At 65.4% G+C, this 15,154-nt stretch carries 11 protein-coding genes and 2 pseudogenes; 10 read left to right on the forward strand and 3 right to left on the reverse strand.

What is annotated here, in order from left to right:
- Positions 1–7 precede the first annotated feature (7 nt).
- From DRB87_RS07880 to DRB87_RS07895, 4 genes are all read left to right on the forward strand, one after another.
- Positions 8–883 carry a branched-chain amino acid ABC transporter permease gene (locus DRB87_RS07880; RefSeq protein ID WP_130025508.1) on the forward strand — a complete coding sequence of 292 codons (876 nt, stop codon included), beginning with the start codon at positions 8–10 and terminating at the stop codon, positions 881–883.
- Between the two features lie 18 nt (positions 884–901).
- Positions 902–1,705, forward strand: coding sequence for an ABC transporter ATP-binding protein (locus DRB87_RS07885; RefSeq protein WP_130025509.1), 804 nt, complete (start codon positions 902–904; stop codon positions 1,703–1,705).
- On the forward strand, positions 1,702–2,415 hold the full coding sequence (locus DRB87_RS07890) for an ABC transporter ATP-binding protein (protein ID WP_017234881.1): 714 nt from the start codon (positions 1,702–1,704) through the stop codon (positions 2,413–2,415). Before DRB87_RS07885 ends, DRB87_RS07890 begins: the two co-directional genes overlap by 4 nt.
- A 382-nt stretch (positions 2,416–2,797) precedes the next feature.
- Complete coding sequence (locus DRB87_RS07895; RefSeq protein WP_130025510.1) at positions 2,798–4,237, forward strand: sensor domain-containing diguanylate cyclase; 1,440 nt, start codon at positions 2,798–2,800, stop codon at positions 4,235–4,237.
- A 218-nt stretch (positions 4,238–4,455) separates the two neighbouring features.
- Here DRB87_RS07895 and DRB87_RS07900 read toward each other — a convergent pair whose 3' ends face one another.
- From DRB87_RS07900 to DRB87_RS07910, 3 genes are read right to left on the reverse strand one after another with little or no spacing between them, the layout of a single operon-like run.
- A complete protein-coding gene (locus DRB87_RS07900; protein ID WP_130025511.1) occupies positions 4,456–4,944 on the reverse strand; it encodes a dihydrofolate reductase in 489 nt (162 codons plus the stop codon).
- Positions 4,941–5,735 carry a thymidylate synthase gene (locus DRB87_RS07905; protein WP_130025512.1) on the reverse strand — a complete coding sequence of 265 codons (795 nt, stop codon included), beginning with the start codon at positions 5,733–5,735 and terminating at the stop codon, positions 4,941–4,943. Before DRB87_RS07905 ends, DRB87_RS07900 begins: the two co-directional genes overlap by 4 nt.
- A 59-nt stretch (positions 5,736–5,794) precedes the next feature.
- Positions 5,795–6,904, reverse strand: coding sequence for an ABC transporter ATP-binding protein (locus tag DRB87_RS07910; protein ID WP_130025513.1), 1,110 nt, complete (start codon positions 6,902–6,904; stop codon positions 5,795–5,797).
- 301 nt (positions 6,905–7,205) lie between these two features.
- On the opposite strand from DRB87_RS07910, the gene DRB87_RS07915 reads away from it, so the two are divergent.
- The 6 genes and pseudogenes from DRB87_RS07915 (at position 7,206) to DRB87_RS07935 (ending at position 15,125) form a co-directional block, all read left to right on the forward strand.
- The gene (locus DRB87_RS07915) at positions 7,206–8,927 is read left to right on the forward strand and encodes an iron ABC transporter permease (protein WP_130025514.1); all 1,722 of its coding nucleotides are present in this window, start codon (positions 7,206–7,208) and stop codon (positions 8,925–8,927) included.
- 65 nt (positions 8,928–8,992) lie between these two features.
- Entirely contained in the window at positions 8,993–9,148 is a 156-nt protein-coding gene (locus DRB87_RS23005; protein WP_157211514.1) for a hypothetical protein, read from the forward strand.
- Between the two features lie 369 nt (positions 9,149–9,517).
- Positions 9,518–10,429 carry a LysR substrate-binding domain-containing protein gene (locus DRB87_RS07920; RefSeq protein ID WP_130025515.1) on the forward strand — a complete coding sequence of 304 codons (912 nt, stop codon included), beginning with the start codon at positions 9,518–9,520 and terminating at the stop codon, positions 10,427–10,429.
- A gap of 368 nt (positions 10,430–10,797) precedes the next feature.
- Positions 10,798–11,684: pseudogene (locus DRB87_RS07925) on the forward strand (ABC transporter substrate-binding protein).
- 128 nt (positions 11,685–11,812) lie between these two features.
- Positions 11,813–13,831, forward strand: a complete 2,019-nt coding sequence (locus DRB87_RS07930) for an aconitase family protein (protein WP_130025516.1) — start codon at positions 11,813–11,815, stop codon at positions 13,829–13,831.
- A gap of 12 nt (positions 13,832–13,843) precedes the next feature.
- Positions 13,844–15,125 (forward strand): annotated as a pseudogene (locus DRB87_RS07935) (CaiB/BaiF CoA transferase family protein).
- The last annotated feature ends 29 nt before the right edge of the window (positions 15,126–15,154 follow it).

Raw genomic sequence — 15,154 nt, forward strand, 5'->3', positions numbered from 1 at the left:
GGGCGCAATGGACTGGTTTAACAATTTCTGGGCGGTTTATAGCAATCTGGTGCTGACATTCGGCACCAATGCGCTGCTGGCCCTGTCGATTTACCTCACGCTCTCGTGCGGCATGCTGGCCATGGCCAATGCCGCGTTCATGGGCATCGGTGCATACACGGCGGCGTTGCTCACGATGAACTACGACACGCCGTTTGCGGTGTCGTTGGCCGGTGGCATGGCAGCGCCCGCGCTCATCGCGTTCATCATCGGCAAGCCGACGCTGCGTCTGTCGGGCGTGTATCTCGCGATGGCGACGCTGGGCTTCGGCGAAGTCGTGCGTGTGCTGACGCTCAACGCCGAGGGGCTGACCGGCGGTGCGCTGGGCCTGAACGGCATTCCTCAACTCACGCAGTGGTGGCATGTGGCGGGGGCCGTGGTGATCTCGCTCGTCGTGCTGTGGCGCCTGCGCCGCTCCAAAGTGGGCCGTGCCTTCGAAGCCATCAAGGAAGACGAGACGGCGGCGGGCCTCATGGGCATCAACGTCACGGGCTACAAGATGTTGGCGTTCGTGCTGGGGGCGGTGCTCGCCGGGCTGGCCGGAGCACTCAATGCGCATCTGACGTTCTTCATCGGACCGAACGAATTCGGCTTCGACCGCGGCGTGGAGATTCTCACCATGGCGATTCTTGGTGGTATCAACGGGCTCGTGGGGCCGGTGCTCGGCAGCACGATTCTTACGCTGCTGCCCGAATTGCTGCGTGCGTTCGATGCCTTCCGTCTGGTGGTCAACGGTCTGATTCTGGTGCTGATCGTGCTGTTCCTGCCCAAGGGCATTTGGGATCCGGTGCGTTTTCGCCGTTGGTTCCGTGCCGGCAAGACGCGCTCGGCCTCTTCCACGTAAGCGGACGAGGGATACGACATGCTCAAGCTTTCCAATATTTCCAAACGATTCGGTGGTCTGCACGTTCTCCAGGACGTGAACATCGAGGTGCCGCAAGGCACGATCTTCGGCCTGATCGGCCCGAACGGGGCGGGTAAGACGACCGTCTTCAATCTGATCACCGGACTGTTGCAGCCCACGGGCGGCAGCATTACGTTCGACGGCGAGAGTCTCGTGGGGCAGAAGCCGCACAAGATTACGCAGCGCGGCATTGCCCGCACGTTCCAGAACATTCGTGTCTTCAAGGAGATGACGCTGATCGAGAACGTGGTGGTCGGCATGCACCGGCATCTCTCGTATGGCCCGGCGGGCCTGCTGCTCTCGCTGCCAGGGTATCGAGAGATGGAGAAGCGCTCGCGCGAACGCGCGCATGAGTTGCTCTCTTGGGTGAAGCTCGATCACAAGGCGCATGACATTGCCGACAACCTGTCGTACGGTGACCAGCGCAAGCTCGAGCTGGCACGGGCGCTGGCGACCGAGCCCAAGCTGTTGCTGCTCGACGAGCCGGTAGCCGGCATGAACACGGGCGAGAAGGTTGATCTCATGAGCGAGATCGAGAACATCAAGGCGCGCGGTTACACGATCTTCATGATCGAGCACGACATGCGCTTTGTGATGGGCTTGTGCGAACGCATCGCCGTGTTGAACTTCGGACGCATCATCGCCGAAGGCAGTCCCGACGAAATCAAGCACAACCCGCAGGTCATCGAAGCCTATCTCGGCCGCGATGACGATGACGACGATGCGGCTGCCCTCGCGGCTGGCGCGGAGGACAAGGCATGAGCGCGCTGCTCGAAGTGAAGGGCCTGAAGGTGGCCTATGGGCATATCGAAGCCGTGAAGGGCGTCGATTTTTCGTTGCGCGAGCACGAGATCACCTCGCTCGTCGGTGCCAATGGCGCGGGCAAGTCGACGACGCTGCTCGCCTTGTCGGGTCTCATCAAGAAGCAGGCGGGCACGATTCTCTTCGAAGGGGAGGACGTCGGCGGACTGGCACCGAACAAGATCGTGCAGCGCGGTCTGGTGCAGGTGGCCGAGGGACGCGCCACGCTCACGACGATGTCCGTGCGCGAGAACCTGGAGCTTGGTGCTTATACGCGTCGCGACAAGCAGAACGTGAAGGCGGATCTGGACAAGGTGCTGGGGCGCTTCCCACGGCTTGCCGAGCGTATCGAGCAGATGGCCGGCAACTTGTCGGGTGGCGAACAGCAGATGTTGGCGATTGGTCGTGCGTTGATGGCGCGGCCGCGTCTGTTGCTGCTCGATGAGCCGTCGATGGGGCTCGCGCCGATCATCGTGCAGGGCATCTTCAGCACCCTCAAGGAAATCAACGCCGAGGGGCTGACCATCTTCCTGGTCGAGCAGAACGTGCGCCAGGCGCTGAAGATTGCGCAACACGGCTACGTGCTCGAGACCGGCAAGGTGGTGCTCGAAGACACGGGGCGAAATCTGCTGGGCAATCCTCGCGTGCTCGAGGCGTATCTGGGCGGTTGACGTCTGGCGGTGGGGCGCGGTCGCGTGCGCGCTGCCCGTCGCTTCACCGTAGGACGAGGACGGCGTCGATCAGGCGGCGTCGACGGGCTATCTGACGATAGCGTGTCGACGCCGCTTTTTTTGTGCGAGGCAGCAGACGCAGTGAGCCGGCACGCTTGCGCAGACGGATCGGAGCCCGTTCCTGCCGCCCGTTGGGTTGATGTCCAAGCGACTTGGGCGGGCTTCAATTTGGCTGGAGGGGGAGAACGGACGACCAGACGCATTGGCAGACCAGCGCAATTGGTGCATGCTTCGGCTAACTGGCATAGGGCGGGGGAGAGGTGTACCCAACGCTACCGATTGTTGTTGCCTGCATCGGACATCCAGAATCAAAGGGTATCTCATGGACGCCTTTCTGATGGAGCGTGCGTCGCCCGGGCAGCAGGTTTTTGCCTGTTGCCTGGCGATTGTCATCCTCGCTGCCCTGATATCCACGGCGCCGCGGGCGACCGCTGCATTCCCGGCGGTTGCTGCGTTCCTGCCCATGTGTGGGCTGGCGGTCTTCACGACGGCGACGATCGCTTCGTTCTTGTTGGCGGCACAGTTTCGGGTGAGCCGGCTGCCGGTGCTCGGGCTGCTTGCCGGAGCTTATGCCTTCATGGCATTGACCGTCGCGATGCAACTGCTGACGCTCCCGGGTCTTTTTGCGCCGCAGGGGCTGCTCGGGGCGCTTCCGACGACATCCGGCTGGATCTGGGTCTTCTGGCATGTGGGGTTCCCCGCCCTCGTGCTCATCGCGATGACGGTGCGACGCCGTTTGACTCCGCAGTCCGTGACGGATTTGGCGCCCACCGGTCGTGCGATGTGGCTCTTTGTGGGCCTGCCGCTTGTGATGGGCGTGCTGCTCTGCCTGACGGCGCTGACCGTGCCACTGCCGCCTGCGTTGTCACCGGCGAGCGCGCCCGGGGATTTCTCCAGCGGCGGTGCTGGCATCGTGCTGCTCGTCGTGAATCTCGTCGCACTGTGCGCCGTACTGGCGATCGGTCGCCTGCACACGGTGCTCGACGTGTGGGTAGCGCTCGCCGTGCTTGCCTGTGTGACGGATACCGTGCTCAGCCTGATGAGTACGGTGCGATTCTCGCTGGGGTGGTACCTGGCGCGGCTATTCAGCATGTCGGCCCCGGGGTTGCTTGTCTGCGTGCTGGTGTGGGAAGTCACGCGGCTATACCGCGAGCTGGCGCGCGCGCACGAGCGTCTGATCGAATACAGCAACCGCGATGCGCTCACAGGCATCTTCAATCGCAGCTACTTCAACGACCGGTTTCCGCGCGACTTCGATCAGGCCCGCCGCTCGGGTCATCCGTTATCGTTGTTGATGGTCGACGTGGATCACTTCAAACGCTACAACGACGCGTATGGGCATCCGCTTGGCGACGAGTGCCTGGCACATGTGGCGCTGGCCATCATGCGGGCGACGCATCGACCCACGGATCTCGTAGCGCGATACGGCGGGGAGGAATTCGTGGTCGTCCTGCCGGAGACCGACGAGAACGGCGCCAGGTTCGTCGCTACGCGCGTGACGGAAAGTGTTCGGGCACTGGCGGAGCCCGATCCGGGGCCGCCGGGATACGTGACAGTGAGCGTTGGCTGCGCAACGTATGTGCCGCAGCAGGGGGGGGCAGGCGATACGCCGGCGCGTTTGATCGCCTTGGCGGATGACGCGTTATACGCCGCCAAGCGCCTCGGCCGTGATCGCGTACATGTGTCGGAGCACCTGCCGACAAACGGCGGCGAACGACACGGCGCGCTCGCGCAGGCGCCGCGCGAAAACCTTAGTGCATGAGCGGGGGGAGACGCCATGCGTTCGGCATGACCCACAACTGCCGATTGAACAGTGATGCGGGAATTCTCGCGAAGTGTCCAGCGACGATGGCCGCGTCGATCCGTTGCGAGCGATTGCCGACCTGAAATGCCTGCCGGAGGGCGTCACGGTGCTGATGCTGCTCGCAGCGTCACAGGCGTCGTTAGCGGTGAGCGGTGAGCGGCGTGGGTCTCGTCGCTTCAAATCCGTTCGTAAGTCACGAACGCATAGTCGAAGTCGTTCGGCGCGGGCGAGTGGTGGGTTTCGCGGGCAGCTTCCCGCCATTGGGTCGCGGGCAAATCCGGGAAGTGCGCGTCGCCTTCGAACGCCTTCGCGATCTCGGTGACAATCACTTTGTCCGCGCTTGCCAGCGCCTCCGCGTACAACTGCGCGCCGCCAATCAGGCAGATTTCCTCGACACCTACGCACAGCCGCATCGCGTCGACGAGCGACCCGGCCACGTCGCAGCCGTCGATCTTCAGATCCGGATTGCGCGATACGACGATATTGCGGCGGCCCGGCAACGGACGGCCGATCGAATCGAACGTCTTGCGCCCCATCACGATCGGCTTGCCCAGCGTCGTGCGCTTGAAATGAGCGAGATCTTCCGGCAGACGCCACGGCAATTGATTGTCCCGCCCGATCACGCCATTCTTGGCGCGGGCGACCACCAGCGTCAGGATCGTCATACGGCCACCGGTGCCTTGATATGCGGATGCGCTTCGTATCCGGCGATATGGAAGTCCTCGAAACGGTAATCGAAGATCGAATCGGGCTTGCGCGAGATCTCAAGCGTCGGCAGCGCCAACGGCTCGCGCGCAAGCTGCGTGCGAACCTGCTCGAGGTGGTTGTTGTACAGATGGCAGTCGCCGCCCGTCCAGACGAAATCCCCCACCTCGAGCCCGGTCTGCTGCGCCATCATGTGCGTGAGCATCGCGTAGCTCGCGATGTTGAACGGCACGCCCAGGAAAATATCCGCGCTGCGCTGATAGAGCTGGCACGATAACTTGCCGTCAGCCACATAGAACTGGAAGAACGCATGACACGGCGGCAGCGCCATGCGCGGAATCTCTCCGACATTCCAGGCGGACACGATCAGACGGCGCGAGTCGGGCGTCGTGCGGATTTGCTCGACGAGCTGTGTGATCTGGTCGATATGGCCGCCATCGGGCGTCGGCCACGAGCGCCACTGCGCGCCGTAGACAGGGCCGAGTTCACCCTCGGCATCGGCCCATTCGTTCCAGATGGACACGCCGTTTTCCTGCAGATAGCGCACGTTGGTGCTGCCCTGCAGGAACCACAGGAGTTCGTGCACGATGGACTTGATGTGCACTTTCTTGGTGGTGACGAGCGGGAAACCTTCCTGCAGGTCGAAGCGCATCTGGTAGCCGAACACCGAGCGCGTGCCCGTGCCGGTGCGGTCGGTCTTGTCTGTGCCATGTTCAAGTACATGGCGCATGAAGTCTAGGTACTGTTTCATAGGCCCATCCGTTTTGCCGGATTTTACCAGCCTCCGGGGGACGCCGTGCTGCGCGAGGGTCAGACGTCGGCGACACTCGCGGCGAAAGCCACCGGATGCTCGACCGTCAGGCGTACGCCCACGCGCTCGCCCGCCTCGTGGGCCAGTTCACTATCCACGCGAGCGATCACCTCGCGACCCGACGCCAGACGAAGCGTGTAAAGCTGATCGGCCCCGCGGAACGCACGCCGTACCAGCGTCGCTTCGAACGGGCTGGCCGGGTCGTGGGCAATGTCATCTGCGCGCAGCAAAACGTCGACGCTCACGGGGTACGTGTCCTTGGCGGCGCTGCTCAGCAGCTTGTCGGCCAGCATGGGCGAGACGGCCAGTTCCCCAAGTTCGAGCGAGATGCCGCCACCGTCGGCATTGCCGCGGAAGGTGCCGGGTATCAAGGCGCCGCGTCCGATGAAATCCGCCACCACACGGTTGGCGGGCATGCGCCACAACGCTTGCGCGGGCGACCACTGAGCGATGGCCCCCGCATGCATCACCCCGATGCGATCGGCCATCGCGAACGCTTCATGCTGGTCGTGGGTGACAAGGATCGCCGTCGCGCCGCTCGCCCGGATGATCTCCCGCACCTCGACCGCCAGTCGCTCGCGCAAATCAAGATCGAGGTTCGAGAAAGGTTCGTCGAGCAACAGCAGTGCCGGGGCGGGGGCCAGGGCGCGCGCGAGCGCCACGCGTTGCTGCTGACCGCCGGAGAGCTCGTGAGGGTACTTCTTCAACGCCCCCGCCAGCCCCACGCGCTCGGCGAGCCCCTCCACCCGCGCCTGACGCTCGCCCCGCGCCATGCGCCCGATGCCGAAGCCGATGTTCCGCGCAACGTCCAGATGCGGGAACAGCGCGTAGTCCTGGAACACAACACCGACGTGGCGACGCTCCGGCGGCTCGCTGAACTGCGCATTGGCGACTTCGTGACCATCGAGCACGATGCGCCCGCCCGCCAACGGCTCGAACCCGCACACGGCGCGCAGCACCGTCGTCTTGCCGCAGCCGGACGGGCCGAGCAGGCAGCCGATCTCGCCACGCGCGAGCGACAGCGACAAGTCGCGTACCGCGGTGTGGACGTGGCCGTCAGTCTCGTAATTTACACAGAGATGGTCGAGCAGCAGGTAGGGCAGGGGCATCGGCGTGGAAAAGTGTGAGTCGACGCAAGCACGTCAACGAAGCAGAGTCATGGAAACGAGCCGACGCGAATGGACATGAATGCCCGCAAGGTGGCATTTTCGCGGGAGGCCGGGCACTTTCTGCGGCCGTGCGCGTCAGAGTCGCAATCGCGAATGCGTATAATTTACAACGCTTTAGACCGGTAAGTGTCTACCAGTTCCCCGAAGTCACGCGACGGGGCAACGGCTGTGCGCCGTCGCCCGGGGGTTTTCCCGCCGCTCGCTCGTCCGCCCCATTTCCGCTACCCGTTACGATTTGCCGATGTCATCGACGCCCCCGTTCCGCGCCGCCGCCGATTCTGCCGCCATCGATCCCGTCATGGCCGAGCGTTCGCCTCCCGTCGCCCGCCGCAGGCGCGCTGGCCGTCTTTCCGGCGCCTGGGCGTGGCGGCTGGTCGCATGGGTTCCCGCGCTGGTTGTGCTCGTGCCGATGTTCGGCATTGTGGCGGCGCTCGGCGCGGGCGACGCGGAGACGCATGCCGTGCTGGCGCATATGCTCGATACGGTGCTGCCTGAGTACCTGCTCAACTCGCTTCGTATCTCGATGGCCGTGAGCGCCGGTGTGCTGGTGATGGGCGTGGCCAGTGCCTGGCTGGTCGTGCACTGCGCGTTTCCCGGGCGCCGTGTGCTGGAGTGGGCACTGATCCTGCCGCTCGCGATGCCCGCTTACGTTACCGCTTACGCCTATACCGATTTCCTGCAGTTCGCCGGGCCGGTGCAAAGCGCGTTGCGCACGCTGCTCGCGGTCGAACGTCTCGCCGGCTTCCCGGAAGTTCGCAGCTGGTACGGCGCTGCCTGGGTCTTCGCCGGCGCCTTCTATCCCTATGTCTATCTGCTGGCGCGCACGGCCTTTCTGGAACACAGCCAACGGTACCTCGAAGCCGCACGCACGTTGGGATGTACGCCTGCGCAGGGGTTTTGGCGCGTGGCGTTACCGCTGGCGCGACCGGCCTTGGTCGCGGGGCTGGCGCTGGTGCTGATGGAGACACTCGCCGATTACGGCGCGGTGGCGTACTTCGGCGTGCCGACGCTCACGACCGGCATCTATCGCGCGTGGTTGTCGATGGGCGATCGGGTGGCGGCCGCGCAACTCTCCGCCTGTCTGCTGTTCGCCGTCCTCGTCCTGCTGATCGCGGAAGCGCGCAGCCGGACACGCCTTCGGTTCTACGGGGCGCCGGGCCGGGCGCCGTCGACGTCGCGGCGTGCGCGTCTGTCCGGGGTGCGCGCCGCCCTGGCAACCCTCGCGTGCGCGCTGCCGCTCATCATCGGCTTCGTGCTCCCCGTGCTCATCATGCTGCGGCTGGCGGTCGCCGAGCTCGATCAGGTGCCTTGGCATCGGTACGGCGAGTGGGTCTTCAATACGGTGCGCCTCGCGGCGCTGGCGGCGCTTGTCGCCAGCGTCTTCGCCGTGGTGCTGGGGTACGCACAGCGACTGGCCCCGGGACGCGTTACGCGTATCGCCATCCGGCTCGTGGGCGTGGGCTACGCGATCCCGGGCGCGGTCATCGCCCTGGGCATTCTCACGCCGGTGCTCCGACTCGACACGTGGCTGGGCCACGTGTTCGGCGCTAACGGACTGGTGCTTGCAGGCACGAGCGGCGTGTTGATCTATGCCTATCTCGTGCGATTTCTGCCGGCGGCGCTACAGAGCGTGGACGCCGGCTTCGCCCGCATCCCGCCAAATCTTGATGCCAGCGCCCGTAGCCTCGGCGTGGGCGGCTGGGCGATGCTACGCCGGGTGCATCTGCCACTGCTGCGCGGCAGCGTGTTGACGGCCGCGCTGCTGGTGTTCGTCGACGTGATGAAGGAGCTCCCCGCCACGCTCGCACTGCGGCCGTTCAACATGGACACGCTGGCGGTCGTTGCCAGTCATCTGGCCGCCGACGAACGCCTCGCCGAGGCGGCCGTGCCGGCATTGACGCTTGTGCTGGTGGGCCTGTTGCCGGTGCTGGTGCTGGCGCGCGCCATCGCGAAGCGCGCCTGAATGGATGGGGCGGCGGCATCGAGGCTTCGCGCGACTTGTGGCGGGAACCCCGATCGAATTCCCGTTTGAAACGTTTCCTGGTTGCCGCTCCGATAGCGCCGCACTATAGTCAAAGCAGGCCCGGCAACGATGCCGGGATGATCGAGCGTCAACAAAATGATTGCGATCGTCATTTGCAAATGTTGGCTGTTCATGGCCTTGGCGTCGGCACCGCCACCTGAGGCACCGCTGAACACGGCAGACGGCGGCTGGGGCGCCGTGCTGCTGGCGGGAGCGATGCGCTAGCGGGTGTCCCGGGAGGGACCGGCACCGGCACTTCGAGACGGATGCGCGACGTCCGATGGGAACGTGTATTTCCGGGACTTGACGTCGGTTTCACCGCTTCCCGCGCCTGACGAGTCGCTTCGCCCTGATTCGACTCGCCGCTTCCCCGAATGTCGTAGTCGTTTGCCGTCGTTCACCAGGGTGGTCGTTGTCGCACGTTGACGCTTCGCGGGTGTTTTTCTGTGTCGTCGGGGCGGTAGACCGTGGCGTTTTCGCCACATGCGCCGCAGAATCGCTGTCAATGCAGTGCCTTTGGGAGACCAGGCATGGCGCTATGGCGGATCGATCTAGTCTCGTTGCGACTGTTCGTCGCCGTTTGCGAAGAAAGCAGCATTGCACGGGCGGCCGAGCGCGAATTCATCGCGCCCTCTGCCGTCAGCAAGCGGATCAACGACCTGGAGTCCCTGGTCGGTTCGGCGTTGCTCCAACGTCACAAGTGGGGCGTGCGGGCGACCCCGGCAGGCGAGGCTCTCCTGCACCACGCGCGCAATGTGTTGCGCAGCCTCGAGAAGATGCAGGGCGATCTGTCCGAGTACACCAGCGGTGTGCGCGGCCATATTCGCATCTTCGCCAACGTTTCCTCGATCGTCGAAACCCTTCCCGATGAACTCGGCGCGTTCCTGCGTCGCCACGACGGCGTGAAGGTCGACCTGGAAGACCACACCAGCGCACAGGTCGTGCGGGGGGTGGCGGACGGGGCCACCGACATCGGCATTTGCTGGGACGCCGTGGATACCCGCGACGTCGAGGTCTTCCCCTATCGCAACGACCAGATCGTGACCGTACTGCACCGCGACCACGCGCTGGCCGGCCGCGAACAGCTCGCCTTTGTCGACACGCTCGATTTCGATCATATCGGCGTGCATCCGGACAGCGCCATGTACACCGTGCTGCGGCGCTTGGCGGCCGAGCAGGGCAAGACGGTCAAATTTCGCATCCATGTGTCGACGTTCGAGGCGGTGTGCCGCATGGTGCGCGCCAATCTCGGGCTGGCCGTGGTACCGCGCGAGGCCGTCGGCAGTTACTCGCAGGCGACTGACGGGGAGGCGCTGCGCATCGTGCCGCTGACCGATCCGTGGGCGCAGCGCCGGCTGATCGTGTGCGTGCGACGCTACGACGCGTTGCCCGTCGCCTCGCGCATGCTCGTTGACCACCTGTGCGCTCGCAACATTGCGTAAAGCATAGGAACGCCAAAGGTTCGCCCCAGGGCGGCAAGCGTCGCGAACGGCGATGTCTGGCATGCCGAAACACAACTTGTCGGCGCTTCGGGGCAGCGGATGCTCTCAGAGCCGATAGCGATTCCGGCCGACGAGCTGGAGCGCGCCGATTTCCCGCATAGGGCGGGAGGAGACACGCGATGACACATACCGAAGCGCGCCGCGTGCGCGTTGCCGTAGGACGTTGGGCTCTCGTCTTCTCGCTGGTGGCGTCGGGCCTCGCAGCATTGGGGCTGAGCACCGGGGCCTGCGCCGCGAGCGCACAGGCGCTCGAAAAGCCGAAGCTCACGATCGCCGTGGGCGGCAAGCCCGGCCTCTACTATCTGCCGTTGACCATCGCCGAACAACTCGGGTACTTCAAGGACGAAGGACTCGACGTCACCATCGACGACTTCGCCGGCGGCTCCAAAGCCTTGCAGGCGGTCGTCGGTGGTAGCGCCGACGTGGGCGCCGGGGCTTTCGAGCATACCTTGCTCATGCAGACCAAGGGATTGACCTATCAAGCGTTCGTGGTGCTCGGCGCGGCCCCCAACTGGTGCTCGGTGTGGTCAAGGCCAAGGCCGCGGAGGTGAAATCGGTCAAGGACCTGAAGGGGATGCGCATCGGCGTGAGCGCGCCGGGGTCGAGCACGCATATGCTGGTCAACGTGGCGCTCGCCAAAGCCGGGCTCAAGCCGAGCGACGTGTCCATCGTGGGCGTCGGCAGCAATGCGACGGTCGTCGCCGCCGCACGTGGCGGGCAGGTCGATGCCGTCTCCAACGTCGATCCGATGATGACGCTGCTGCAGTCGTCGGGCGACATCAAGGTACTCGTCGACACGCGTACGCAGGCGGGCACCCGCGCCATGTTCGGCGGGCCGATGCCGGCGGCCGTGATGTACGCGCCGCAGAGCTTCATCGAGAAGAATCCGCACACCGTGCAGGCCGTCGCGAACGCCATCGTGAGGGCGGACAAATGGCTTCAGCACGCCACCGCCGCCGAACTGATCAAGACCGTGCCGGAGTCCTATCTGCTGGGCAACAAGGCACTTTACCTGGAAGCGTTCGCCAACTGCCGCGAGGCGTTCTCGCCAGACGGCATGATGCCCGCCGGCGGTCCGGCCACGGCGCTCAAGGCGCTTGCGTCGTTCACGCCCGAGGTCAAGCCGTCGCAGATCCGGCTCGGCGATACGTGGACCAACGTTTTTGCGGCACAGGCCAATCGGCAGTATCCCTGATGATGTCCAGACGAACGCGCGTCTGGATCTCATGACCTCACGTCCGTCCCGCGGCGGCCAGCGGACGCGGTACGGAACGTGCGATCGAGACGGGTGAACCCCTTAGGGAACATTCGAGGAGCGATCTCATGCAAGCCACTGTGCAACTCCACGGACGTGTGCTGTGGTTGAGCGACCGGGCTGAGGCCATGGCCCGGCAACTGGCGGGCGAATCGTTGACGCGCACCGAAGCCGGACCGTTGCGCGACCAGATATCCACCGACGAGATGACGCCCGCATGGGCGTGTCTGGCGTTCGATGAGACGCTCGGCGACTACGTCTATGTCGGATTGCGATGCAGTGCAGACGCAACGAATCCGGCCGGCGTGTTTCCCGTTAGGCAGAAGGCGGTGCGCGAAGGCGGCTTCGCGTTGTCGGTCGCCGGCATGCGCCGTGGCAAGGGGTCGTCGCGCGAGGCCAGTCCGTTCGCCGAATGGTGCGCGGGCATCCGGATCGTAATCGCCGAGAGTTTCGAGCGCATTTATGCGCAGAACTGCCAGAACCTCGGGCTGCTGATGTCGACTGACTTGGCGCTCGCGGAGCGGCTGCAAGCGGGGGAGACGGTCGCCATCGACGCCTTTCTCGAAGACTGCGATCCATTGGGCGAGGAGATCGTGCGCAGCGGGGGATTGTTCGGTTATACACGGCGCCGGCTGGCGGGAGACGTCGTGGCGCCGCGGCCCGCCCATGCGCCGGGACCGATGACCTACGGCGAGAAGATCATTGCCAGGGCGCTCGGCGTGCCTCGTGTGCGCGCAGGCGACGCCGTGTTCGTCCCCGCCGACTGGCGTTTTTCCCACGAATACGTGACGCCGATGGCCGTGAGCTTCCTGCGTCACGCCTTCGGCGACGCGGTGCCGGCGCTGCATGACCCGGCGTCGATGCTGTGCTTTGAGGATCACCTGACCCATCTCGACACGGTGTCCGTCGGCAGTGGCAGGCCGCCGCCGCTGGTGGATGCGGCGCAGCGTCTGGGTTCGGTCCAGCGCGAGTTCTGCGCGCAGCATGATCTGCGTCTGCATGGACGCGCGGCGGGCGGTGGCTCGGAAGGCATCTGCCATGCCTTGATGCTCGAGCGCTACGCGCTGCCGGGGCAGGTCATCGTTGGCACCGATTCGCATACGCCGCATTGCGGCGCGGTCGGTGCGTTTGCGTTCGGCGTGGGCGCCACGGAGATGGCGAACGCCTGGTTGACGGGCGACGCGCGACTGGCGGTGCCGGGCACCTGTCTCGTGCATCTGCGCTCGCGCTTGCCGGCGGGCGTGGGGGCGAAGGATCTCGCGCTGCACTTGCTGCATCTCCCGTACATCCGCGACGGCCGTGCCATCGGTCAGATCATCGAATTTTCCGGCGAGGCGGTGGCCCACCTGTCGACCGACGAGCGGGCGACGCTGACCAACATGGTGGCGGAAATCGGTGGACTGACCGGGCTCATCGTGCCCGATGCCGAGACCTTGAGATACCTGCGTGAACGGCGCGGCGTCGACGTTGCGTTGGCGCCGTGGATGACAAGCGATGCGCAGGCCGCTTACGCCCACGTCATCGAGATCGATTGCGCCCGGCTCGGCGCGATGGTGGCGAGTCCCGGCGATCCGGGCAACGGCGTGGCGCTCACCCAGTTGTCGGCGGAGGTGCCGATCGATATCGCGTACGGGGGATCGTGTACGGGCAGCAAGCGTGAGGACCTGCGCGCATGCCACGAAGTGCTCGCATGGGGCCTGTCGCAAGGGCACAAGGTCGCCGATGGTGTGCGCTTCTACCTGCAGTACGGCAGCGAAGATGTCCGTGCGTGGTGCGAGGCACAGGGCTACTCGGACGTGTTCGCGGCGGCCGGCGTCAAGGTGCTCTCGCCGGGGTGTGGCGCGTGTGTGAACGCTGGCCCGGGCGTGTCGCGTGCACCCGACGAGGTGGTCATCAGCGCGCAGAACCGAAATTTCCCGGGTCGTTCGGGACCCGGGCAGATGTGGCTGGGCAGTCCGGCCACCGTGGCCGCGAGTGCCTTGGCGGGGTACATCGTCGGCTTCGATCAATTACGACGCAACGGCTTCGCGGCGCATGCCGCGCGCCTGCCGGATCGGCGGCGTGGCGACGCGTTGCGCGCGGGTTGAGGAGAATAGCCGATGCCGGACGTGTCTGCTGCAACGCCTATGCCGTTGAAAGGCATTCGGGTTGTGGAGTTTTCTCATATGGTCATGGGCCCGACCTGCGGTATGGTGCTCGGCGATCTCGGTGCCGACGTCATCAAGGTGGAACCGGTCGGCGGCGACCCCACGCGGTGCCTGCTGGGTACGGGCGCGGGCTTCTTCCGGGCGTTCAATCGCAACAAGCGCAGTCTTGCCGTGGATGTCACACGGCCGGAGGGGCGCGAGCTGATTCTGCGCCTGGTGAGCACGGCGGACGTGCTGACCGAGAACTTCAAGCCCGGGCGCATGCGCCAGTTCGGCCTGGATTATGCGACGCTATCACGCTTGAATCCGGCGCTTGTCTACGTTTCGCTCAAGGGGTTCCTGCCCGGCCCGTACGCCGCACGCACCGCGCTCGACGAAGTCGTGCAAATGATGGCGGGGCTCGCGTATATGACGGGACCGCCCGGTCAGCCGCTGCGTGCGGGGGCCTCGGTCAACGACATCATGGGGGCGTGTTTGGCGCGCTCGCCGCGCTGGCCGCGCTATACGAGCGCAAGAGCACCGGGCGCGGACAGGAGGTGCAGGGTGCGCTGTTCGAGAACTGCGTGCTGCTGGCGGCGCAACACATGCAGCAGTTCGCGGTGACGGGCGTGGCGCCCGACCCGATGCCCGCCCGCGTGTCGGCCTGGGGGATTTACGACGTGTTTACGGCGCGCGACGGCGTGCAAATCTTCCTCGCGGTGGTGAGCGACACCCAGTGGCGCATCTTCTGCGACGTGTTCGGCCGGCAGGATCTGGCGGACGACGCGCGACTCGCGACGAACAACGATCGGGTACTCGCGCGTGACTGGCTGCTGCCTTTGCTGCGCGAGATGATGTTGGGGTTCGACGCCGGTTATCTGGCGGCCGCGTTCGAGCGGCACGGTCTGCCGTTCGCGCCGATCGTCACGCCCCAGGCGCTGTTCGACGACCCGCATTTGCGCGCGAGCGGCGGACTGGGCGATCTGGTGACCGAGCAAGGCGAGCACACGCAGGTGCCGCTGCTGCCGATCGCGATGGCGGGCAGCGCTTGCCCGCGCGCCGGCCGTTGCCCGCTGCGGGCGAGCATACGTTTGAAATCTTGCGGGATCTGGGGTATCTCGACGGCCAGATCGCGCGGCTGCTGACGGACGCGGTGGTGGCCGGTCCGCTGCGCGACGGTTCGGCCGGCGAGACGCCGAGGCTCGGCGACGCCACCGGTCCCGTTTTGCGGGAAGACGGCACGGATCGGGGCTGATTTCGGAAGTGTCCGAGCAAAGAAGGCGT

The organism is Pandoraea sp. XY-2, assembly GCF_004193915.1.
GTDB classification, from domain to species: Bacteria; Pseudomonadota; Gammaproteobacteria; order Burkholderiales; family Burkholderiaceae; genus Pandoraea; species Pandoraea cepalis.